We start from the raw sequence: 21,631 nt of genomic DNA, 5'->3' as shown, positions 1-21,631 counted from the left end.
CCTTTGAGGGGCTTGGGTCAGGGCTTCGACGCGAGGCCCGGTAGGGTCAGCGGGTGAAGGCAAGCAACGGCGCGGTCAGCGCCGAAGCTGCCAAGGTGTGGATCGCGGTCATGACAGTCCGGTTGCACATTCGGACAGCGTGAGGAAAAGCGGCAGCCCTTGGGCAGGTCCAGCGGGCTGGGAATTTCCCCCGGCAGCGGATCGGGCATAGGTTCAAAGAAACGCGGCGCGGCGGCCCGCAAAGCGGCGGCATATGGATGCGCAGGTGCGGCAAGGACCGCATCAGTTGGCCCTCTTTCGACAATGCGGCCAAGGTACATGATCGCGATTTCTTCGCAAAGGTAGCTGGCCACGCCAAGGTCATGGGTGATGAAAACCAGCGTCAGCCCCATTTCACGCTGAAGCCCGCGCAGCAGCGTCAAAAGCTGCGCCTGCGTGGAAACATCGAGGCCCGATACCGCCTCGTCTGCGACCAGAACGGAAGGCTCGGACGCCAGTGCACGGGCGATGGCGACGCGGCGGACCTGCCCGCCGGACAGACCGGCAGGGTAACGTTTTCCGGCGTCCGAAGGCAGGCCAACGCGGTCGAGCAGCAGGGCCACACGGTCAGGAATTTCCCACGCAGGTACGATGTCAAAGTGGCGCAGGGGTTCGGCGATCAACGCCTCGACCGTCATGCGCGGATTAAGAGAGCCGCGGGCATCCTGATAGACCATCGCCACGTCGCGGGCGAATACGGCGCCCCGCGCGCGGGCGTTGCGGATGGGTCGGCCGCGATAGAGAGCCTGCCCCCCGCTGGGTGCGTCAAGCCCCAGCAGAACGCGCAGGAGCGTGGACTTCCCCGACCCGCTTTCGCCCACCAGCGCAACCGAGGCACCCTGCATCACGCGCAGACGCACCCCGTCAAGTGCCCTAAGGTCCAGCCGTTCGCGGGTAAATCGGCGGCCGGGTGGACGGACGTGAAAGATTTGCTCGACCTCGATCAGTTCGAACACCGGCTGGGCAGGGGCATTGGTCGGGAAGGGCGCGGCAACGGTCATAGTGGATTCCAGCAGGCAAAAAGGTGGCCCGGTGCAGCGCCTTTGGTCAAGGGTGGCACCTCGGTTGCACAGCGGCCCTGAACGCGGGGGCAGCGGGTGGCAAATCGGCAACCCACGGGCATGCGGTCGTGGGTGGGAACGGTCCCTTCCGGCGCAACCACATCTTTGCGGCCAATTTCGACCACACAGCTTTTCAACTGACGGGTATAGGGATGGCGATGGTCGTCCAGCACCGCGCGGGCCGGTCCAGATTCCACCACCTGCCCGGCGTAAAGCACGACAATCCGGTCACAGGCCTGACTGGCCAGAGCAAGGTCGTGCAGCACAAATATGCAGCTTGCCCCCTTTTCGCGAGTCAATGACAAGATCAACCGGATGATCTGCGCCTGAATGGTCACATCCAGTGCCGAGGTCGGCTCGTCAGCCAGCAGCAGATCGGGCTTGCAGGCCAAGGCGATGGCCACCATGACCCGCTGCTGCATTCCACCCGAAAGCTGGTGCGGAAAGGCAGACAGCCGCGCCTCGGCATCGTTGATCCCGACAGAGGTAAAAAGTTCGACGGCACGCCGGTGCGCATCGACCCGCTTAAGGCCAAGGTTGCGGCGCAGCGTTGTGGTCAGCTGGTGACCCACGGTATAGGCAGGGTTCAGGGCGGCACCGGCATCCTGAAAAATCATCGACAGGCGGCGGCCACGCAGCCCGACCATCTGCTTGCGCGACAGGGACAGCAGGTCCCCTGCTCCAGCCAAATCCGCGCGCCCCTCAACTTGCGCATCGTCCATAAGCTGCATCAGCGCCGTCGCGATGGTGGATTTGCCCGCCCCGCTTTCGCCGACCAGCGCAAGAGTTTCGCCCTCATGCAGGGTCAGGTTGACGCGGTCGAGGATCTTTGCAGCGCCACGGTGCACTGTCAGATCAGTGACGGAAAGAAGCGGATCAGCGGTCATGCGCCCCTCCGGCTTTTCGGGTCGAATTCCTCGCGGATGGCATCGCCCACGATAGACAGGGCGATCAACAGCAGTGCCAAGGCGAACCCCGGCATGGCGGACATCCACGGGGCGAAGCTGACGAAATCCCGCCCCTCGGCGATCATCAAACCCCAATCGGGCGTCGGGGGTGTGACGCCAATGCCAAGGAAGGACAGCGAGGAGGACACAAGGATTGCCTCGGATATGCGAATGGTCACCTGCACCACCAGCGGAAAGGCGACGTTTGGCAGGATGTGACGGCGGATGACATGGGCCGAAGGGATGGACATCAGGCGTGCGGCCTCGACAAAGCCCTGAACGCGGACACGGATCACATCGGCACGGACCGTGCGGGCAAAGGGCCCGATCAGCGACAGGCCAACCGCAATCACCACTTTGTCTACCCCCTGCCCGAGGATGGCGATGAAGGCGACAGCAAGGATCAGCGACGGCAGCGCGAGGATCGCATCGATTACACGCATTAGCAGCCATTCCACCCAACCGCCCGATAGGCCTGCCGCCAGCCCGATAATCAGCCCTCCCGCCGCGCCGATCAGCACCGAAAAGATGCCGATGATCAGCGCATAGCGGGCGCCGTAGATCACACGTGACAAGATGTCCTGCCCGTAGCTGTCGGTGCCCAGCAGATGCGTGGCTGTGGGGCCCTGCATCATCGCGTCGATCGATTGCGCGACCGGATTGTAGGGTGCCACAAGCGGGGCAAATATTGCAGCCGCAACATAAAGGACCGATACAATCAGGGCCGCTGTGAAATAAGGCCGCCGCAGGAAGATCGAACGTCGGGCACGCCCGGAACGCTGCCCGTTCGGCCCGGCCGGAGGCACGGTCGCGGGCGCAGGGGTACCGATGGAATCCATAGTCATTTACGGTCTCTCAGTCTTGGATCGAGGATGGGATAGGACATGTCCACCAGCAGGTTCACCCCGATGAACAGAAACGCGGTCATCATCACACCGGCCTGTACAACGGCATATTCACGTCCCAATACGGCCGAGGTGAGCATCTGCCCGATGCCGGGCAGGTTGAACACGGTTTCGGTCAGCACCGTACCCTGAAGCAATGTGCCAAGCTGGAGTCCGAGAATGGTGACCAGCGGCATGGCAATATTGCGCACCCCGTGCACCCAGACGACCCGCCATTGCGGCTCTCCACGGGCGCGGGCGGCGGCGATATAAGGTTCATCCAGCACCTCGATCAGCGTGGCGCGGGTCAGGCGCGTGATCATGGCGATGAAATAGGTCGAAAGGGTCAGCCCCGGCAGGATCATATGATAGATGCCGCGCCAGAAGTCGGTCCAGGGCGACACATAGCCCATGACCGGAAACCAACCAAGCTTCACGCCGAAAAACCAGATCAGCAGGATGCCCAGCAGAAAGGACGGAAAGGCCGTACCCGTCAGCGCAAATACGGCTGCGCCCGCATCAAAAGCGGTGTCCTTGCGGACCGCTGAAATAACGCCAAGCGGCACGCCGATCAATATCGCAAAGGCCAGCGAGAAGAAGGCGAGGGTCAGGGTGACCGGAAGCGCCTCCTCGAAGCCGTAGGTAAAGATGTCTGTGCGGGCGACAAAGGAGGTGCCCCAGTCGCCCTGCACAAAGTTCAGTGCCCAGCTTGCGTATTGTGCAAGAAATGGGCGGTCCAGGCCCAATTCGGCCGTCAGTGAATCGTAGGATTCCTGCGAATATTCCGAGCCAAGCATGATCTGAACCGGATCACCCGGTGCCATCTTGAGCAACGTGAAAGTCGCAAAAGAGACAATAACCAGAACGACAAGCGTCTGGCCGATCTTGATAAGGGCCTGGACCAGCATCAGGTCATGCTGACTGTATGCAGGTTCACGAGATCCGCTGGAATGTATTCAAAACCCACCACTTTGTTCGAGAACACTTTGAAGATTGGCATATGTGCCATGATCCCGATTGGGGCCTCGTCCATCAACAGGTCCTCTGCCCTGTGGTAAAGCGCGGCGCGTTCCTCGACATCCAGAATAGTCTGGGCCTGCTTGCACAGGTCGTCGAACTGGGTGTTGACCCAGCCGCAAAAGTTCCAGGCGCCGTCAGAGCGGAACTCCGGGTAGAGCGTTTCGTCAGGATCGAGGTCAGCGACCCATTCGAAATCATAGAGGTCGAAATCGCCTTCGTTCCGGCGCTTAACCCAGGTGGCGGGTTCGATCAGCTCAAGGTTCACCTTGATCCCGATCTGGGCCAGCATCGGCGCGATGGTCTGGGCGACACGGGTGCCGACCGGGCCACGTTCGGCCATCATGTAGGTCACTTCGACCTCATCCTGACTTTCCGCCAGCGCACGGAATTCCTTGGCTTTTTCAAGGTCAAACCACTGGCCACGACCCGACGTTGCGATATCTGGGTCAAAATAACCGGTCATCGGCGGGGAAATCGGGGTATAGGCTTGCTGGGCACGCCCGAAGTAGGCCTGTTTCACCAGCGTTTCGCGATCCAGCGCCCAAGCGACGGCGCGACGCAGGTTGATGTCGGTAAAGGGGCCCGTCTTGCAGTTCATGCCAAGGAAGGTGTAGTTGCCCTCGATTTCGCCGTAGAGCGTCGCGCCGGGGAACTTGTCGACCTGATCGACCAGTTGCATGGGGCAGTCGGTCATGCCGTCAATCTGACCCGAGAAGAGCGCGGCCAGCGCGGTCGAGGCCTCGTTCATCAGCAGGAAAGTGACCTTTTCAAGCTTGGGCATGCCCGCTTCGAAATAGTCCGAGTTTGCCACCAGTTCGATCGCGTCGTTTTCGCGCCACGAGACGAACTTGAACGGACCGGTGCCAACAGGGTTGCGCCCATAGTCCGCGCCATATTTTTCGACCGCAGCAGGGCTGACGATGGTGCCGGCGCGCCCGGTGGACCCGTTCAACGCAACGGGCAAGAAAGCGTAGGGCTGCGAGAAATGCAGCTTCACGGTCAGAGGATCGACAACCTCTACCTCTTCGAGCAGCTCAAGTTTCCAAGCGTGGGGCGACTTAGGTTCCCCTTCTTTCACACGCAACAGCGAGAATTTCACCGCCTCTGCATCGCAGGGGGTGCCGTCGTGGAACATCACACCTTCGCGCAGCTTGAACACGTGGGTCTTGTCGTCTTCAAGGTCCCATGTTTCCGCGAGATCGGGCTCGAAGGTGACCATGTCCCCGTCGTAGACGATCTTGAGCAGACCGTTGTGAATGTTGTTGATGATCTGGATCGCTGACAAGAAGCCGGTGAAATGCGGGTCAAGTGTGTCGACAACCTTGATCGAGGCGATCTTGAGGTGGCCAGAAGACTGAGCGCGGGCGATGGCCGGAAAACTGCCCGCAGCAGAGGCAGCAACGATGCCTGCGCCCATGCCCTTAAGCACAGCACGACGGCCGAGACGCACAGAAATATGCTCGGCCAGAATCTTTTTGTGGTCGGTCTTTTTCATAGTTTTTCCCCTGGTGGTATGGTCTCCTCCCATTTTCCAACGCCAACAGAATAATCCTGCTGCCACGCTTTCCTGCGTGATGGGCAAGTGCATCAAACTGTGGCTCAGGACGGTTCTTTTGTTCCTTTCTCCCCGTTTCACGCGTTTCAGGTTGGATTTAAAATGTATACCTATGCAATACATAAGTGCACATTTGTAGAAAGATGAATGACAGGTGATTAATCGGACAGCAGATAACATCCTTGATGCGCTGGTGGACGGCATCGTCACCGGACGGATGCGCCCGGGGGAGCCGTTGATCGAAAAAACGCTGGCCGAACAGTTCGGCGTATCGCGCACGCCAGTCCGGGAGGCGCTGCACCGGCTGGAACAATCCAATCTCGCCGAACGCGGCCCGCGGCGCGCCTTTGTCGTGCGCCAAATGCACGCGGATGATCTGGCCGAGTTGTTCGAGGCCGTCGGAGAGGTCGAGAGCGCGCTGGCCGCACTGGCGGCCCACAGGCTGAGCGAGATCGAACGACACCGACTGCTGAGCGTGCTGGCACAGGGGAAAAGCTGCGGCGAGGACCCCGATGCCTACGCGCTGGCCAACGCCCGCTTTCACGAGACGATCAAGCTGGGCGCACGTAACGGGACGCTGGCGGCGGCATTGGACGATCTGAATCTGCGCACGCTGTTCTGGCGCGCCGCAAATTTTCACAAAGACCCGACGCGGCTTGCAAGTTCTCGAACCGAACATCAGGCCATTGCTGATGCCATACTTGCGCAAGATGCCGAGACCACGCGCAAGTTGATGCGCAGCCATGTGGCAAGCTCTTATATTGTGGTGGCCGATATCCTGTCGCGCCGGACCCCCTGAGAGGGCGATTGGCCAGATTGCAGCCTAAGCGGGTGTGACCCTTGTCGTTGCCGCCTGCTTTGTGACGGAGCGATGGCGCGCCTTCAGCTCTGTATCGCTTCAACAACCTGAACATCTGCCGCTTTGTGACGTCCAGCATGTCGCACCGTTCTGAACGCTCAGCCGTCCGTCGTTGATCTGTGCCAAAACTCCTATGCGGTTCAACTCGCGCTCGCTCATCATCACCCATCCCATGCTCAAACTCCCGTTGTCCATTTGAACAAGAGAATGACACTCCTTGGTTTGCACAGGGGTGACATTATCACTTTGCTGCATTCGTGTCTTTGCATAAGCATGGGTAGTTTAATTAGGACAATGTTATTGACCCAGTTTAAGATGAACCACAGTGATGAAGGATTCACGATCAGCGGTAAAAAACATCTTCAAAGGGCTCCGCTTTCCACATTGGAACCACGTGACCGGTGTTCCACTCGTAAAGCCAACCAACAACATCCCCGCTTGCTTTGTCCAGGATGCGCTTAATCGGCCGTGCGCTCTTCCTCTGTTTTGTTTCCCGTTTGCACTGCTTAGATTTGGTCTCGACGTCTGAGATAGTTGTCATCTGCGTCATTTTGGTCTTCTACCCTCTGTTCCATGTGCGCAAGTCAGTGCTCCGGCAAGCCAAAGCATCTTCAGTCAAGGCTGTAGGGCCATGACTGAAGATTCTTACCAACTCAGAGTTGAAACAAAGTGTTAACTGTGGCACGAAACGGAATGAAATCTTACGAAACATGACGAAACAGAAAATTGTAAGCACTTGATAAAAAATAATAAATATTTTTTTCCGCCAATAAAAGATAACCGTGATTTCAAGGAGCTTTTCAATTACCTGTCGTCTGTAGGTGCAGGTCGGCCAGTAGAGAAAGATGGGATTCCCGGTGGCCCGTGGACGCCCGAGCTTCTTGCCAAGGAGATTTCTGAAATCAGTACAGATCCGGATGGGATCGATCTGCGCACTGTACAGCATTGGTTTCAGGATAATGAAAAGGGGATCAGCTCGGACAACATCCGTTGGTTGGCGCGGATATTTGGATGCCATGACCCCGAGGCGACTGGCGTGTGGCAGGCAGAACTTATTGCCGCAAACAGGCGGCTTGTCGCCAAAAGGAGAGGTCAGCGAAGACGTGTGTCAGCAGCCCAGGCTGTTGTGCTGCCAAAGATCAACAACGATGAAAGGGAACATTTAAGCCTGGCCGAAAAGTCAGAAGCAATGTTTGACGGTCACAACCCCCTGAATCTGCCTATAGTTGTGTGGGGCAGTTGCAGTGTTCTTTGGTTTTTGGCCTACTTTTCGGGTGTCCACAGCATCACTTACAGCCCATTGGAGGGTGTGAGTAAACAAGTGGGCTTCTTTTGGTCCCCTGCTTGGAATGTTGGCGAACTGATTTTTCTGCCCATCTTTCTGGTTATCACGGCACAGTTGCTCTCTTTCTGGAAAGACGAGCGACATGGCTTGTTCGCATCTGGGGTTGCTAGAAAACGTGATGACGATGGCTGGATGAACAAGGTGAGGTCGTTCTCTGTTTCATTTTGGGCGATCATGTTCATATGCTTTGGGGTAATATTCCTACTTCAATGGTCAGGCGTCTATTTATTTGCGTTGATTGAGAAAAAATCTGACATCTCTATGGTGGATTGGCTCCTTGTGGCGATCGAGCGGCCAGACGTTATCTCAATTCCGGCGTCACTCACAATTTCATTTATCGCTTTCATGTATTCGGGCGTGATCTACATGTTGTTCTTTGCCGGTCTCCTGTTGCTCTACGCCATAGTAAATGATTTCTCCGAGATGTGCGGATCGCGAAGATTTCTAAGCGGCGATGGCCAACAGCATCAAATCTGTGAAGTCGGATCTACAATCATGCATGGGGTATTTCGGTGCGCGGTCTTGGGCAGCCTGATTGCTGTAAGCATCAAGCTTAACGCTGCCTACCTGATATCAGACGGGGAAACCATTTTTGACTGGCTGATCAATGACGCATCCTATGCTCTTGGTCTTGGTGATGAAAATTGGGGCTGGATTAATGGGAGTCCGTCACCGTTTATTACGAGTTTATTTCTCCTGCTTATTGTCTACTTTGTCTTTTTTTCCTGTATGGCGCAGATATTTGTGTCCTTGGAGCGGTCGATAGAGGCACGAAGCTGGAATGGTAGGCTGAGGGTTACATGGTTGAAGATGATGGGCGTCATGATACTGCTCTGTGCAAGTTTCTTGCTGATCGGACGTTTCACAGGTTTTTCCTTGCTGCTGGCTGCAAGCGTATTGATTGCGCTAGGTAGCCTTTTGTGGCGAGCGCCGGTGCCGGTGCGGCAAAGTAAGTTGGAAGAAGGGAAGAATGTCTGATGAAGCGGGTGATTTTGTTGCCACGAGCGTTTTTTGAAGCTGAAGGAATATTGGTCTAATGGAAGAGGCAACCCTCTATTCAGGTATCTCCGCAGCCCCTGCGCATGGCAAAGCTTACTGGATACATACAGATGACGGTGTGCGCGGTCGTGTTGCTTTATGGGAACCAGAAGAGGTCAGCAAAGGGACTGTTCTGGTGTTCCCTGGGCGCTCTGATTACATTGAGTTATACGGACATCCGGTCAATGATCTTGTCAAATGTGGCTATTCTACCTTCGTGATTGATTGGCGCGGACATGGGCTCGCAGACAGGGTTACTGAAGATCCGAAGGCTGGCCATGTTGCTCGGTTTACGGATTACCAAAAAGATGTTGCTGCAATGGTGCACGCGGCAGAGACCTTAGATCTGCCAAAGCCGTGGTATTTACTCGGTCACTCTATGGGCGGGTGCATTGGATTTCGTGCTGTGTTGGAAGGTCTGCCCGTGGCGGCATGTGCTTTTACGGCCCCGATGTGGGACATTCATATCTCCCCGGCTCAGCGTTTTGCAGCTTGGCCCCTGACATGGGCAGCACAAACATTAGGCAAAGGGCATCTCTATGCTCCGGGATACTCAGATCAAAGCTATATTCTCAATGTGGGCTTTGAAGAAAATAGGCTGACCAGTGACTTCGAAGTGTTTCAATATTGGGTCAATCAAGGCCAAAAGGCACCCGAGTTACACACTGGTGGTCCAAGTATGGGCTGGCTCTTTCAGGCTCTAAAAGAGACGCGAAGTCTATCAAAATCACAGTCGCCAAATCTGCCCTGCATCTCATTTTACGGTGACCAAGAGGAAGTTGTGAGCATTGCTGCGATACAAGATCGCATGGTGCGTTGGCCTGGCGGGAGTTTACAGAAAATCCAAAATGCCAAGCATGAGCTTCTATTGGAAACCCCAGAAACCCGCGAGATCTTGATGGCCAAGATATGTGAGCTGTTTGCTGACAATCTGTAAAGGTGGGTAGTCCCTGATCATGTCGCGGCTCCGGTCTCTTTCGGGCACTGTTTACTCGGAAGGAATGAACGGTACCGAGCTACACAGACAGGTTCCGGACCTGATGATGTAGTTCTCACTTCATCTACACAAAGTTATTGATGTTCCCCGCCCCTTCGACGTATATCGTTATAAAGCGTCAAACAAGTTATAAACTTTGTAACTCGAAGGGGACATGATGTTGCGCCAATTTCCAGGGTCTTCAGCTCTCATGTTGGCTGTCGTCGCCGCAAGCTTCACAGCAGCACCGCAGCGGGCACACGCACAAACTTATCAGATTGATTGTGCAATCTTGCTCTGTCTGTCCGGCGGCTGGCCCGAATCTGCCGAGTGTTCCGCTGCCCGCGCAGAGTTCATTCGCCGAATTACGCCCTGGCCTGTTGAACCGCCGCTGCAAATCTGGCGCTGTCCGATGCGTGCGGCGCTTGAAGCGCCGGACCCCACTGAATTGAATCGAACACGCCTCTACGACAGTTTCATGCAGGGCGACATCCCCATACCCCTTCAATCAATTCCAAGCGCACCACTCACGGATTTCGCGCTGAAACCGCACCCCGCCGTTCTTCACCAGAGCGGCGGTAACGCGCGGCGCTTGCCTGACGGTTTCGCCCTGCAATTCGTTCAGGAAGGCGAATACAGCGACGACAACGGGACCGCCGACATTGACATAAGCAGCTCCGAGTTTGATTTCGTGCGCTCGATCCGTGTGACCAACGTCAGCTCCGCCCGCCAGTACCAGTCTGGTGATGAAGGCGACTGCCAGCGGTACGCAATTGTCCGCGTGGGATCATATGGCACCCAGGGCAACTTCCAATGGTACGACTCGACCGTCAATGCCCTGCCCCAGGCCCACACCGGCATGGAGCAATATGGTCAGAATTGTCCCAGCCTCCACCACCGTTCCGTGTTCGTGGACTGGCGCGATTACGAGGGCAACTACGGCTTCGAGCAGGTCAACTACTAACACAAACGCCTGTGAGCCATCGGTTGCCGAACACCATAATTGCGATGGTCGGCTGCAATTTTTAGCTAGAACCCGCAACAAGAATAATCAGAGGAGCAGAGACCACCCCACAAACGAAAACCCCCGCAAGGCGTGAACCTTACGAGGGGGGTTTGAGACTAAGGGACGCCAATCCCAACAAGCCACACTATCCATCTAGGCTCGTTTTTATCATCCCCCTTACATCGCAGGCAAGCAAAATAACGCTCTTGAGCGAACATTAAATATTGCCCGCAGATTACGCCTCGCATCATCGAGGACATGAGGAATGACAGGCAGCACAAAAGCGCCGACACCGAGCACACATCAGTTCATCACTTACCTGGAGGAAGAAATTCGACCGCTCCTGACCGAGAAGTTTTCAAGGCCACAGGTTTCGGTCCTGATCGACCTTCTGCGATTTTTGGAGCAACAACGGTACGATTTTTCCGCCGACAGAGCGTTCCAGACCCGGCCTATATCAAACGCGGCTATCGCTGATCAGTTTGGCGTCACAGAACGCACCGTACGGCGCTGGATAGCGCAGCTTGAAGGGTTAGGTATCCTGGAGCGGCAGAAGCGCAAAAACCCACATCATGCGTACAAGAACTTGCTTAACCGGATCCGCTTTTCCAGTTTCTGTGGATGGTTTCGAGTATTGTTGGCAAAGATCCCGGACAGCCTGTGTCCGCCCAAGAAGAAAGATATAATTAATATATCTATTAGCTCAAAAAATCCTGGGGGACAAAAGAAGCCTAATGCAATCTTCCCGACCAAAGGCAGCATCCGATATGATCGCTTCTGGCGAGAAACGGCTGAGACGTATTTGCCAAGCGGTAGAGGGCGGCCTTGCATGGATATGATCGCGGCGAGGTTCAGGGAGAACCTGAAATCTCACCTCCTGGCCTTTGACCATCCTTCCATTGCAAACCGATGGATCAAGTTCTGCCAACGAGCAAAGCCAGTAAATTAACCCGGATAATTCATGAAGGTATCGTGTTCTGCTCAGGGGGCGGCTTCCTGGATCTCGGGTGTATCGCGCGCATACGGCGTCGGCGTCCGGTTGGCAGGCCGGCCGGCGACTTGGGTCTTGGGTGGGTCAGGTTTCGGGGTTGTCGGGGCGCTTGCGTCAGGCAGCTTTCGTTGGGGCGAGGGCTCGAAGAGAAATTGGAGAAGCCCCTGTCGCGGGCAGGATGCCGGCAGTGTGACGATGATCCGGGTATTCTTCTCGACGATGGTGGCGGCCAGCTTGACGAGATGCAGCCGCAGCGTGTCGAACTGGGCGCGACGCCACGGTGAACGCTTCAGGCAAGCCGCGTGGAGCTTCCACCAGATCCAGTAGGCGCAGCCGTGCAGCATCAGGCGCATCTGGTTGGCGTTGGTTTTCGAGCACGCCGTCCTGTCTGCTGCGAGATGGGCCGGCGAAACCGATCGCCGCCCCCTGCCCCAGCCCGAGAGAGTACGGCAAAGTGTGGGGCAATTACGCTGCCATTTTGTTGTCAGCGTCAGCTTTCATGCCGGGATACCATTGCTCGAATTTGCCTCGAAGCGTCCCGTCGAGCGCTCGGGTTCGGGTTTGCAGCATGAGGTGCGCGCCTCGTTTTGACCAGCGCATCTGCTGACGCTTGCCGAAGCGCTTTCCAACGACGGTGTTGACGGTGCTTTCGACAAAGCCGGTTGAAACACGTTCTCCGTACCGCCTTCTCTCAGCATAGTTCGGGATCATCGAGGCGTTGTTGGTGATGTAGGTCTCGAACTCCAACGCCGCCTTTTGAAGTGCCTTGATGCTGGCATAGTCTGTCTCGACATCTTCCAGATCGATGACAAGGTCTTCGATTGCTGCATGACCATCGTGCAGGTTGCCATTCCAAAGGAAACCTTTGATTTGGCACAGCAATCTGGCCAGTTTCTCGGCGTCCTCTTCATTGCGATGCGCCAGCCCTTTCACGTATTGCTGCATCACGGTGATGCGCATGGTGATGTGGAACCAGTCCAGGATGTGCTCTGAGGCAGGTGCCATATACCGTGCCATGTTGATGACCGTGTCTCCGCCGTCGGTCATAAATGTCACCGGTTGGTTTTCCTGCCAGCCCTGATCCTTCAGAACCTCGTGCAGTCGCCGCTTGGGCTTGTCATCATGACTTTGGACAAGCCCAAGGTAGCGGCTGGGACGATCTGTGGAGCTGGATTTGCCGACCGTGACCTCGAAATGCGACTGACCAGGGTCGCGCGACCGCACATAGCCGCCGTCGATACCGACGGTGATTTGGCCTTCCGGGTTGGGAAGCTGGGCGCGCTGGTGGGGGCTGGTTTCAATGAAGCTGTAACGCTCATCAGCCAATTCTGCCTCCATCCGTGTGGCCACGCGCCCCAAATGCCTGCGGATGGTGTCTGGATTGAGCCTCACATCAATCGGCAGCACATCTTTCAACAGATCGGAAGTGACCCCGAAGGACACAAGGGAAGCCCATTTCGTCTCAAGCCAGAGCAACTCCGGGGCGATATGGTCAGACAAGAGTTCGTTCAGGGGGCTAAAGGTTTTGGCTGGACTATTGTGGCACTGGCAAGAATAGACGCGCGGACTGTCAATGGCGATGTCGCCGAAGACCGTCCGGTATCGAATTTGCCGCCATCCTTTGCCACGCAGCTTTTGATCACAGCATGTACAGCGTGCGCGTTTGATGCAAAACGCCTCGCACTGCGCGGCAACAACTTTCTGCTGGATGCCCAAAAGAACGGCTTTGCCTTCCTCTATGGACAGGCCAATGTTACCAGCGGCCTCAATGCCTTTGGAGAAGGTGCCAATCTTGTCCGTGTGGGCGGTGCCGTCTGGCGCAGTGATAGTGACGCTGATTTCGATATCCATCTTCGGGGTCCTGCCTGCTTGATTATTTTGGTTCTGAATCTCTCGCCCTCATGATCGTCTGCCGACTGGTGCCCATGTCGCGGGCGATGGAGGAAACTGTCTCGCCATTGGCGATCCTTTCACGGACCAGCGCCTGCTCATCAGCTGAAAGGGTTGATGGGCGCCCCAGTGTTTTGCCTTGCGCTTTCGCACGCGCCAGCCCCGATTGCGTGCGCTCGATCAGCAGGTCACGCTCGAACTGGGCAACCGCGTTGATCACACCCATCGTCAGCTTGCCCGCAGAACTGGTCAGATCCACGCCACCCAATGCAAGGCAATGCACACGGATGCCCAGGGTTTCCAGCTTGGCCACGGTGGTGCTGACATCAATCGCGTCACGCCCCAGCCTATCCAACTTGGTCACAACAAGAACATCGCCGCGCTCCATCTTGTCCAGAAGACGCGCAAATCCCTTCCGGTGTGCGATGGCCTGTGACCCTGAAACAGTTTCGGCGATCATCCGGTGCGGCTCCACCACAAATCCCGCAGTGGCAATCTCCCGGATCTGGTTCTCGGGGTCCTGTTCGATTGTCGATACTCTGGCGTAGGCAAATGTTCTGGTCACAGGGCTGCTGTTCTGTCCGGAAATGTCGTCCAGAATCATACACCTGTTCGATATCTGTTCAATGTATTTTATGGACAGGCCATCATGCCCTGTCCGGAACCGAACGATTTCGGACGGCTTACCCGAATTTTTGGTGCATCAAATCGCGGTGCCGCCCATCCCGAAATGCTTGATTGACCAACTTTTGTGAAAACTTGCCCGCTTGGTAAGGCTCTCGTGCAACGACACGTTGCATCGCGGCTTCGACCTCATCAGTCAGCACATCACGCACTATCAGATCAGTCGTGTCCCGCTTGGTCAGGTCATCCAGCCACTCAGCCATGACGCCGAAATCTTGCCACGCGCCATACCCATCCGCTTCATCGCGGCGCTCAAGGTAACCCCGCGGACCGCCGCATTCTTCAGGAGGGCAGGCCCCGGAACCGCCAGTACACAGGGGATAAGACTTCTTCGGATCAGCGGCGCAGGCACTCTCGATGCGGATCTCATGCACCCAGCCATCACCCATGTCGTACGTGTAGGAAAACTTGTCGTTCTTTCGAAACGAAAATTGGGCCAGCGGTACTCGTGGACTGCCCATCATCAATTCAAAGGAGCCGTATTGCACCGCATAGATATCGAAGGCGTACAGATGAATGCCCTCCCATCCCATGGCCACCTGCAAAACCCCATGCAGCTCGTTCAACGTCATGGTTGTTGGAACCATCACGCGGCGCCAGATCATCGGACTGATCCCCAAAAGCCGAACCTTCAGCTGAATAATATCCCCTGGCGCACCCATGTCCCAATCGTGCCATCAATGGCTACCAACGGCAATTGCCCCACGCTTTGCGGTACTCTCCCAAGTGCCTGCATCTGGCAACCCTCCCATTTCACAGGCGTGCCAAATTATGTGACTTTGTCACGTATTTTCTGTTTAGTGCCCCCGCATCCGCAGTAGGCTATCACTCACTTTGCCGCGATAGGGTGAAGTTTCGGGAGCGTTATGCCACAGAGCCAGCGCGGGCCACAGAATGGACAAGAGTTTTGTTCAACGCTTGGCTAGACGCCCCGCAGATGATCGGCGGTCCCGGATCTTCGCCGCGATAGCACACTCACAAATAAATTTCGCGAAAATGGTCAATCCCGTTGTTCGTCAGAGCTCGTGCCGCTTGTTCCTCTCTGCAAGGCCACGCATCAATGCTAAAATTGCCATCGCGAAACCGTGGGAAGCCCTCCACCTCATGCGCATCATCCCATAATTTGTTACAAGATGGTTGAACGCGAGCCTAAATGACTATGGTTTTTAGATTGGTTAAGGCAACCGATCTTCCATGCGAAGCCATGAGATCCTACAGGAGACTCGAGATGACACAGAGAAGATCAACCCGTCGCAAATTTCTCGTTTCCGGTGTGCAATGTTCGGAGCATCCTTGGCAATCTGTGCCTCAGGCATTTTCGTGCCAGCCCGTGCACAGGGCGTGGCGCCGACACCCACCAAGCGCGGCGGATCCAACAACTATCTTGCCGGAGCGCTGATCGTCGAGCGCATTGGAAGCGGCGGCTTCTGGATGACCGGCACCGTGCGCCGCGCTGGCGACGGTGCCCCCGTTGCGGGCAGGCGTATTCAGGTATGGGCAAATACGACCGAAGGGCACGAACGTGATCCGCACAGCCATGGCGCGACACTCACTGATAAAAATGGTGAATTCCGATTAGAGATGCCGCAGATCGTTCCTGCCTTCGGCCAGCCACATGGTCACCTTGCGTATGACAGCGGCGAGTTCAAGACCGTCTTCCTACGTCCAGTGATGCCAAACTCTGGCGATTCGAGCCTGAGTGCGCATTTTGTTCTGGAGCCCGTTTGATTGCTACACGTCCCATCTGCGCGTTCCTGATCTGGGCCGGCCTCGCAGTTGCTGTCGTCACACCACTTGCTGTGGCGGCAACCAGCCCGTTGCTCGCATGGCGACAACCTATTTATGTCATAGCTGGGTTTGCCGGAGCCGTGGCGATGGCCATCGTGCTTTTGCAACCGCTGTTGGCAGGAGGATATTTGCCTGGCCTGCCAGCGCCTCGCGGCAAGCGAATCCATCGCTGGACCGGTTTCGCACTGGTATCGGCCATCATCATCCATATCGGTGGCCTGAGGCTAACCAGCCCGCCGGAAGTTGTCGATGCGCTCCTATTCACCTCGCCCACACCGTTCTCGGCTTAGGGTGTCCTTGCAATGTGGGCCTTCTTAGGTGCTGCGTTGCTGGCGGCTCTGAGGCGGTGGTTGCGGACCCGGCCTACGACCTGGCGTCTCGGTCACACCGCCCTCGCAATGGTTGGCGTGGTGGGCAGCGTGGTTCACGCAATGCTTATCGAAGGGACGATGGGCACGGCGTCAAAGTCCGTTATCTGCGTGCTTGTACTTGCGGCAACTCTCAAGATTCTCGTTGATCTGCGCATCTAGTCCCGCACAACGCGCCACCGATCTTGACTGGCAACAGCACGTCTTGCGCATGATTGGGAATACCGTGACACATCGATGCCATCGGGGGCGGTCACTTTATCAGAGTCAGATCATATAGCTCCAGCAACTTCGGATTGAAGTCTTTTGCTGCCAATCGAGTCATGGTATTTTCTCCGTTCAGTGCTGCAAAATTCGGCGATACACGTATCAAACTGGGGACTTCAGGAGGTCTTCGACTGCGTGCCCGCAAGCCGAGACAGAATAAAATCAATGAACTGAAGGACGTGGGGCTTGTCCAGCGATGCCGCGTTCTGTTTGAGGTAATAGCCGCGATCCACCTGAAGCGGTTTATCGAAAAGACGGCAAAGCCTGCCCGCATCAAGCTGTGATTTTACCAGATGGTGCCACCCCAGAATAACCCCCTCGCCCGCCACGGCGGCATCAAGCAGCAACGGGTAATTGTTGCTGACCAGATAAGGCACAGACAGCGAGACCGAAACATTTGTTGCGCGGCACCAGTCGTCCCAGGTGACCGGGTGCCAGCCGATGGCGTTGGCGGTCCAGTGGGTGCGGTGCAGATCAAGAAGACGCGCCTGCGCAAGGCTGCCCGGATCGTCCAGCGGGCCATGCTCTTTCAGATAGGCGGGGCTGCACATCGGTTCGACCGTCTCGGGGAAAAGATAGTACAGTCTTTCCCCCACTTCGCAGCGTTCGTTGCCACAAATCACCGAAATATCGACCTCGTCGAAATTGCGCAGCGCGTCATCCTCGTCCGAGGCGAGCAGCGCGAAATTTACGTCCGGATTGTCCGCCCGGAACTGGTTGACAAAGGGTTTGAGCCAGCCGGCAACAGACGCATTGGTGCCCGAACAGGTAATCACCGCGACGTCGGGTGGCGACAGGATTGCACCGATGCCGTCGCAAATATTGTCGAGCCCCTGGCTGACGGATCTCAGCAGGCTTTCGCCCGCAGGTGTCAGTTCCAGACTGTTGTGTTTCCGTGTAAAAAGCGTGACCCCAAGGGCCTTTTCAAAACCCCGTATCTGCTGGCTGATTGCGGCCTGCGTGACATTCAGCTCGGTCGCAGCCGTGGTAAAACTCAGATGCTTTGCCGCCACTTCAAAAGTGGCGAACGATCCGAGCGATGGAAGATAGCGGCGTTTGGGTAGCATGGTTAAGACTAGGCATTTTTACGGGCTGGCAACAAGAGCGTCATGACTGCGACCGGCCAAACCTTTGGTGACTGCCTTGCCGCGAACAGCGGTTCTGCTGATCCGATACGCGGTACAGGACACTATTGCAGCAAACGGTAAAACAGGACTGGGCGATGGCGATATTGCCGGGCAAAGGGAAACACCACAATTGCGAACGGAAAACCCTGCCACCGGCCTCATTCGTGTCTTGCCAGCCATCCCTTCCAGTTCAGATATGCCGTCGCGCCCAATTTCGCCAACGGCGCAGGCGGAAGACGCGCGGGTTTCTTTGGCCCGGTGAAAAACGCGGTGATGGCCGAGCTTTCGCCGCTGGCCTGTTCGGCCGCAGCGATGCCCGTCAGCGTCCCACGCGTCGTACCCAAACCGTTCTGACAACAGGCCGCAAAGACACCGTTATCAATCTCACCCGTCACCGATACGTCGTTACGCGACAGACACAGCGGACCCGACCAGGTGTATTCCATCCTGACGTCACCCAGTCCGGGGAAACGGTCAGCGAACTTCCTGCGCATGATCTTTGCGGCGCGGCGCATCTTGTATTCGGTGCTTTCCAGATGAGGGAGGTATTCGGCGCAGGTCCGGACGGCAATCCGGTTGCCACCCTGCCCCGTATCAATCCGGCGAACTGTCGTTCCCATTGGATCGGACGGCGTGATCCCCCACCGCGGCTGCCCACCAAGGCGGCGCAGCGTGTCACCGCCCAGTTCTTCGGTCATGCTGGCAAAGAGGAAAATATGCATGAGACGCCCGCGCGCGATACCGAAACTTTCGATATGGCCGTTGTTGGCAAGGATTATCTTGCCCGTCGAGACAGAGCCACCAGAGGTTTCAACGCGCCAGCCCGCCCCTTGTCGGCAAAAGGCGGTAACCGGACTGTTTTCATAAATCGCCACCGCACGGGACAACCCCAGCGCCAACCCCCGAACGTATCCGGCGGGCTGAATCATGACAGTTCCGGGTGTATAAAGCCCCGACACATAATACCGGCTGCCGGTCACTTCGAACATTGCCTGTTCGTCCAGCATCTCGTGACGTTCGCCCAACCCCTGCAAGTGATCGCCATAGGATTTGTTCTGCGCGTGGCTGCTTTGAGTCGCGGCACCGTTGATCTTGCCCGCCGGATCGAAATAATTGGTGTCGATCCCGTAATCCTGCACCGCCTCGTGGGCGAAGCTGATTGCCAGACGGTTCAGATCGATCAGCTTGCGATCCCGGCCCTCGCTTGCCCCGGCATAGTTTTCCGACGCCAGATTATGGGGCAGGTCGATCATGAACCCCGAATTGCGCCCGGCGCCCCCGTCACCCACACGAGTCGCGTCAAGCACGACAACCTTTGCACCGGGGTTCAACTGTACCAGACGCCGCGCCGCGGACAGCCCGGCAAAGCCTGCGCCGATCACGGTAAAATCGGCGGTCACGTCCCCTTGCAACGGCGGCGTCGCGGGGGACGCTCCAAGAATTGCACTCCAGGCCGCCCGCCCCGCAAATTTGGGCAGTCTTCTTGCCACGTATTCGGTTTGCATTACTGATCTTTCAGAGGCAGTTGAAGTTTTTCCCGAAGGCTGTCCAGACCGGCCTCCAGGGCAATAAGAGTTCCGTTGTTTGCCAGTTTCCTGCTCAGCGACTGGTTCAACCCACGTTCGGTGCCCAGTCCGGCGCGCAACCGCGCAAGATCAATTCCGGTCTCTTGCGTCAACAGCGTACAATATGCGCCGACCAGCCCCGCCAGATAGTTCGCAGCTTCGGCACGATCATCGGTAAATGCCGACAACCAGTTCGCGGCAACATCCATCTGATCAAGCAGGGGCAACAGCACGGCCGTCGCGGCAAAATGCGCGTTCAGCATAACCTCCGAGGTGCAGACGTGAATATCCACATAGGGGCCGAATATGTCGTAAAGACTGGTATGGTCCGGATAGACGGCCAATGGCGTACCGCCCAGGGGCATGGGGGGCAACGGAATGGCGATGCAGATTTCGGTGACAGGCGCGCAAAGTTGCTCAAGTTCGGAAATCGGCATTCCGGCCATTACGGAAATAACCGTCTGGTCGTTGCGGAAGGCCAGTTTTGGCAGTTCCTTGCGTGCCGTATCGGCCAAAAGGCACAGAACCACGACATCGCTTTCGTCCACGACGGTCTGGTTCTCAGCCCGACGAAGCCCCGGATGCCTGGCCTGCAATTCTGCCGAAACCCGCTCGTTGCGATGGGAAACTATAATGTCATGCCCTGCCCCGGCGATGGTCTGAACCATCACCGAAGCGATTTCACCGGTTCCGACAAAACCGATCCGCGCCATTAGTCCACCTCGGAATCGAACGGATCGCCAAGATCGATCCAGATCGTCTTGAGCTGGGTATATTGGTCGTGGGCGTGGACCCCGTTGTCACGCCCGCCAAAGCCCGATTGCTTGTATCCGCCAAAGGGCGTGGTGATGTCACCTTCGCCAAAGCTGTTGACGGTCACGGTTCCGGCCCGCAGTGCGCGCGCACCACGGATTGCCCGGCGCGCATTGGCGGTAAAGATCGACGCCGCGAGGCCGTATTCGGTGTCATTGGCCACCGATATGGCCTCGTCAAAGCTTGATACGGTGATAACCGACAGGATCGGGCCGAAAATCTCTTCGCGGGCCAGCGTATCGTCGTTGCTGCCCACATCGACGATGGTGGGCTCGACAAAGGCACCATCGATCGCCTTGCCGCCTGTAATGATCTGCCCCTTTTCCGGCAGTGCAAGATAGCTGCAAACCTTGTCAAAATGCGCCTTGGACACCAGCGCGCCAACGCGCACCGAAGGATCCAGCGGCGCGCCGACGTTCCATTGACGGGCGGCGGCCTTCACACGTTCCAGAAGATCGTCCTTGATGTCCTTGTGAACGATCAGGCGCGCGGCGGCAGAACAGTTTTCGCCCATATTCCAGAAGGCACCGTTGACCACGTGTTCGGCCACGCTGTCCAGATATTCGGCGTCGTCCATCACAATGCAAGGGTTCTTGCCCCCCATTTCCAGCACAACTTCCTTGAGGTTGCTGTCTGCCGAATAATGCAGGAACCGTCGCCCCGTCACTGTCGAACCGGTGAACGACACCATGTCCACATCCGCATGTTTGCCCAGCGGCTCGCCCACCTGGGAACCGCTGCCGGTCACGATGTTCAGCACGCCCGCAGGCACGCCTGCCTCATATGCCAGTTCTGCAATCCGCAGCGCGGTCAGGCTGGTTTCTCCCGCCGGTTTGACCACCACCGAACAGCCCGCAGCCAGCGCCGGGCCGATCTTCCAGGCCATCATCAGCAGCGGAAAGTTCCACGGCAGAACCAACCCGACGACACCGACGGGTTCGCGCACGACCATTGCGATGTGATCGTCCGACGCAGGCGCCACCTGATCGTATATCTTGTCGATCAGTTCCGCGTGCCACTTGATACAATGGATGGTTTCGGGCACGTCCACGGTTTCGCAGTCATAGATCGTCTTGCCACTGTCCAGGCTTTCCATCACCGCCAGTTCGCGGGCGTTGCGGGTCATCAGCTTGCACAGCCGGATCAGCACGTCCTTGCGTTCGGACGGATGCAGTTTCGACCAGCGGCCGTCGTCAAAGGCTTCGCGCGCCCTGGACACGGCAAAATCCACGTCCTCGGCATCACAGGCCGCCACATCGGCCAGTTTTACGCCGGTCGCCGGGTTCACCGTCTCGAATGTCTTGCCGGATTTTGCCGGACGAAAGCTGCCGTCGATGAACGCATTCACCGGCAGGGTCAGGTTGGCCGCGATGGCCTCGTATTCTTCGCGTGTCAGAAGCTCGCTCAT

General features: G+C 57.0%; 19 protein-coding genes and 2 pseudogenes. 7 read left to right on the top strand and 14 right to left on the bottom strand.

Going from position 1 to position 21,631, the window contains the following annotated elements:
- Positions 1-17: 17 nt before the first annotated feature.
- From SULPSESMR1_RS21365 to SULPSESMR1_RS21345, 5 genes are read right to left on the bottom strand one after another with little or no spacing between them, the layout of a single operon-like run.
- Positions 18-1,040, bottom strand: coding sequence for an oligopeptide/dipeptide ABC transporter ATP-binding protein (locus SULPSESMR1_RS21365; protein ID WP_089423090.1), 1,023 nt, complete (start codon positions 1,038-1,040; stop codon positions 18-20).
- Positions 1,037-1,987 carry an ABC transporter ATP-binding protein gene (locus tag SULPSESMR1_RS21360; protein ID WP_089423089.1) on the bottom strand — a complete coding sequence of 317 codons (951 nt, stop codon included), beginning with the start codon at positions 1,985-1,987 and terminating at the stop codon, positions 1,037-1,039. Before SULPSESMR1_RS21360 ends, SULPSESMR1_RS21365 begins: the two co-directional genes overlap by 4 nt.
- Positions 1,984-2,892 (bottom strand): ABC transporter permease, encoded by a 909-nt coding sequence (locus SULPSESMR1_RS21355; protein WP_089423088.1) that lies wholly within the window; start codon positions 2,890-2,892, stop codon positions 1,984-1,986. The genes SULPSESMR1_RS21360 and SULPSESMR1_RS21355 overlap by 4 nt, the downstream gene beginning before the upstream one ends.
- Positions 2,889-3,839 (bottom strand): ABC transporter permease, encoded by a 951-nt coding sequence (locus SULPSESMR1_RS21350; RefSeq protein ID WP_089423087.1) that lies wholly within the window; start codon positions 3,837-3,839, stop codon positions 2,889-2,891. Before SULPSESMR1_RS21350 ends, SULPSESMR1_RS21355 begins: the two co-directional genes overlap by 4 nt.
- Positions 3,839-5,446 (bottom strand): ABC transporter substrate-binding protein, encoded by a 1,608-nt coding sequence (locus SULPSESMR1_RS21345; protein WP_089423086.1) that lies wholly within the window; start codon positions 5,444-5,446, stop codon positions 3,839-3,841. The genes SULPSESMR1_RS21350 and SULPSESMR1_RS21345 overlap by 1 nt, the downstream gene beginning before the upstream one ends.
- 214 nt (positions 5,447-5,660) lie before the next feature.
- On the opposite strand from SULPSESMR1_RS21345, the gene SULPSESMR1_RS21340 reads away from it, so the two are divergent.
- Entirely contained in the window at positions 5,661-6,305 is a 645-nt protein-coding gene (locus tag SULPSESMR1_RS21340) for a GntR family transcriptional regulator (RefSeq protein WP_089423085.1), read from the top strand.
- Positions 6,306-6,708: 403 nt separating this feature from the next.
- Here the strand turns inward: SULPSESMR1_RS21340 and SULPSESMR1_RS21335 are convergent, their stop codons facing one another.
- A complete protein-coding gene (locus tag SULPSESMR1_RS21335) occupies positions 6,709-6,915 on the bottom strand; it encodes a hypothetical protein (protein WP_089423084.1) in 207 nt (68 codons plus the stop codon).
- A gap of 186 nt (positions 6,916-7,101) precedes the next feature.
- Here SULPSESMR1_RS21335 and SULPSESMR1_RS21325 point away from each other — a divergent pair, with 186 nt between their 5' ends.
- The 4 genes from SULPSESMR1_RS21325 (at position 7,102) to SULPSESMR1_RS21310 (ending at position 11,679) form a co-directional block, all read left to right on the top strand.
- A complete protein-coding gene (locus tag SULPSESMR1_RS21325; protein WP_157729085.1) occupies positions 7,102-8,688 on the top strand; it encodes a hypothetical protein in 1,587 nt (528 codons plus the stop codon).
- 58 nt (positions 8,689-8,746) lie between these two features.
- Positions 8,747-9,685 carry an alpha/beta fold hydrolase gene (locus SULPSESMR1_RS21320; RefSeq protein ID WP_089423081.1) on the top strand — a complete coding sequence of 313 codons (939 nt, stop codon included), beginning with the start codon at positions 8,747-8,749 and terminating at the stop codon, positions 9,683-9,685.
- A gap of 250 nt (positions 9,686-9,935) precedes the next feature.
- Positions 9,936-10,688: a hypothetical protein gene (locus SULPSESMR1_RS21315; RefSeq protein ID WP_089423080.1), complete on the top strand. Its 753-nt coding sequence runs from the start codon at positions 9,936-9,938 to the stop codon at positions 10,686-10,688.
- Between the two features lie 307 nt (positions 10,689-10,995).
- Positions 10,996-11,679: a helix-turn-helix domain-containing protein gene (locus SULPSESMR1_RS21310; protein ID WP_089423079.1), complete on the top strand. Its 684-nt coding sequence runs from the start codon at positions 10,996-10,998 to the stop codon at positions 11,677-11,679.
- Positions 11,680-11,835: 156 nt separating this feature from the next.
- Here the strand turns inward: SULPSESMR1_RS21310 and SULPSESMR1_RS21305 are convergent.
- The 4 genes and pseudogenes from SULPSESMR1_RS21305 to SULPSESMR1_RS21290 all read right to left on the bottom strand — a co-directional run.
- Positions 11,836-12,122: pseudogene (locus tag SULPSESMR1_RS21305) on the bottom strand (transposase); the annotation flags it as partial.
- A 64-nt stretch (positions 12,123-12,186) separates the two neighbouring features.
- Positions 12,187-13,572 (bottom strand): ISKra4 family transposase, encoded by a 1,386-nt coding sequence (locus SULPSESMR1_RS21300; RefSeq protein WP_089423078.1) that lies wholly within the window; start codon positions 13,570-13,572, stop codon positions 12,187-12,189.
- A gap of 22 nt (positions 13,573-13,594) precedes the next feature.
- The gene (locus SULPSESMR1_RS21295; RefSeq protein ID WP_089423246.1) at positions 13,595-14,176 is read right to left on the bottom strand and encodes a recombinase family protein; all 582 of its coding nucleotides are present in this window, start codon (positions 14,174-14,176) and stop codon (positions 13,595-13,597) included.
- Between the two features lie 118 nt (positions 14,177-14,294).
- Positions 14,295-14,900: a plasmid pRiA4b ORF-3 family protein gene (locus tag SULPSESMR1_RS21290; RefSeq protein ID WP_157729084.1), complete on the bottom strand. Its 606-nt coding sequence runs from the start codon at positions 14,898-14,900 to the stop codon at positions 14,295-14,297.
- 673 nt (positions 14,901-15,573) lie between these two features.
- Between SULPSESMR1_RS21290 and SULPSESMR1_RS21285 the strand changes: the two genes are divergently transcribed.
- A complete protein-coding gene (locus tag SULPSESMR1_RS21285) occupies positions 15,574-16,023 on the top strand; it encodes a twin-arginine translocation pathway signal (RefSeq protein ID WP_089423076.1) in 450 nt (149 codons plus the stop codon).
- 89 nt (positions 16,024-16,112) lie between these two features.
- Positions 16,113-16,613 (top strand): annotated as a pseudogene (locus SULPSESMR1_RS21280) (ferric reductase).
- A gap of 221 nt (positions 16,614-16,834) precedes the next feature.
- Here the strand turns inward: SULPSESMR1_RS21280 and SULPSESMR1_RS21275 are convergent.
- The 4 genes from SULPSESMR1_RS21275 to SULPSESMR1_RS21260 form a co-directional block, all read right to left on the bottom strand.
- Positions 16,835-17,785, bottom strand: a complete 951-nt coding sequence (locus tag SULPSESMR1_RS21275; RefSeq protein ID WP_089423075.1) for a LysR family transcriptional regulator — start codon at positions 17,783-17,785, stop codon at positions 16,835-16,837.
- A gap of 218 nt (positions 17,786-18,003) precedes the next feature.
- On the bottom strand, positions 18,004-19,350 hold the full coding sequence (locus tag SULPSESMR1_RS21270; RefSeq protein ID WP_089423074.1) for an NAD(P)/FAD-dependent oxidoreductase: 1,347 nt from the start codon (positions 19,348-19,350) through the stop codon (positions 18,004-18,006).
- On the bottom strand, positions 19,350-20,123 hold the full coding sequence (locus SULPSESMR1_RS21265; RefSeq protein ID WP_089423073.1) for an NAD(P)-binding domain-containing protein: 774 nt from the start codon (positions 20,121-20,123) through the stop codon (positions 19,350-19,352). The genes SULPSESMR1_RS21270 and SULPSESMR1_RS21265 overlap by 1 nt, the downstream gene beginning before the upstream one ends.
- Positions 20,123-21,631 (bottom strand): aldehyde dehydrogenase, encoded by a 1,509-nt coding sequence (locus tag SULPSESMR1_RS21260; RefSeq protein WP_089423072.1) that lies wholly within the window; start codon positions 21,629-21,631, stop codon positions 20,123-20,125. The genes SULPSESMR1_RS21265 and SULPSESMR1_RS21260 overlap by 1 nt, the downstream gene beginning before the upstream one ends.

It is taken from the genome of Pseudosulfitobacter pseudonitzschiae (assembly GCF_002222635.1).
Classification (GTDB): Bacteria; Pseudomonadota; Alphaproteobacteria; order Rhodobacterales; family Rhodobacteraceae; genus Pseudosulfitobacter; species Pseudosulfitobacter pseudonitzschiae_A.
The sequence above is the reverse complement of the archived record's forward strand: the minus strand, read 5'-3'. Positions and strand labels throughout refer to the sequence as shown.

Coding starts and splice junctions, on each gene's coding strand:
- SULPSESMR1_RS21265 (WP_089423073.1), bottom strand. CDS start 20,123: ATGGCGCGGATCGGTTTTGTCGGAACCGGTGAAATCGCTTCGGTGATG.
- SULPSESMR1_RS21335 (WP_089423084.1), bottom strand. CDS start 6,915: ATGACGCAGATGACAACTATCTCAGACGTCGAGACCAAATCTAAGCAG.
- SULPSESMR1_RS21270 (WP_089423074.1), bottom strand. CDS start 19,350: ATGCAAACCGAATACGTGGCAAGAAGACTGCCCAAATTTGCGGGGCGG.
- SULPSESMR1_RS21275 (WP_089423075.1), bottom strand. CDS start 17,785: ATGCTACCCAAACGCCGCTATCTTCCATCGCTCGGATCGTTCGCCACT.
- SULPSESMR1_RS21260 (WP_089423072.1), bottom strand. CDS start 21,631: ATGAGCGAGCTTCTGACACGCGAAGAATACGAGGCCATCGCGGCCAAC.
- SULPSESMR1_RS21310 (WP_089423079.1), top strand. CDS start 10,996: ATGACAGGCAGCACAAAAGCGCCGACACCGAGCACACATCAGTTCATC.
- SULPSESMR1_RS21345 (WP_089423086.1), bottom strand. CDS start 5,446: ATGAAAAAGACCGACCACAAAAAGATTCTGGCCGAGCATATTTCTGTG.
- SULPSESMR1_RS21285 (WP_089423076.1), top strand. CDS start 15,574: ATGTTCGGAGCATCCTTGGCAATCTGTGCCTCAGGCATTTTCGTGCCA.
- SULPSESMR1_RS21365 (WP_089423090.1), bottom strand. CDS start 1,040: ATGACCGTTGCCGCGCCCTTCCCGACCAATGCCCCTGCCCAGCCGGTG.
- SULPSESMR1_RS21315 (WP_089423080.1), top strand. CDS start 9,936: ATGTTGGCTGTCGTCGCCGCAAGCTTCACAGCAGCACCGCAGCGGGCA.
- SULPSESMR1_RS21350 (WP_089423087.1), bottom strand. CDS start 3,839: ATGCTGGTCCAGGCCCTTATCAAGATCGGCCAGACGCTTGTCGTTCTG.
- SULPSESMR1_RS21300 (WP_089423078.1), bottom strand. CDS start 13,572: ATGGATATCGAAATCAGCGTCACTATCACTGCGCCAGACGGCACCGCC.
- SULPSESMR1_RS21360 (WP_089423089.1), bottom strand. CDS start 1,987: ATGACCGCTGATCCGCTTCTTTCCGTCACTGATCTGACAGTGCACCGT.
- SULPSESMR1_RS21355 (WP_089423088.1), bottom strand. CDS start 2,892: ATGACTATGGATTCCATCGGTACCCCTGCGCCCGCGACCGTGCCTCCG.
- SULPSESMR1_RS21290 (WP_157729084.1), bottom strand. CDS start 14,900: ATGATCTGGCGCCGCGTGATGGTTCCAACAACCATGACGTTGAACGAG.
- SULPSESMR1_RS21320 (WP_089423081.1), top strand. CDS start 8,747: ATGGAAGAGGCAACCCTCTATTCAGGTATCTCCGCAGCCCCTGCGCAT.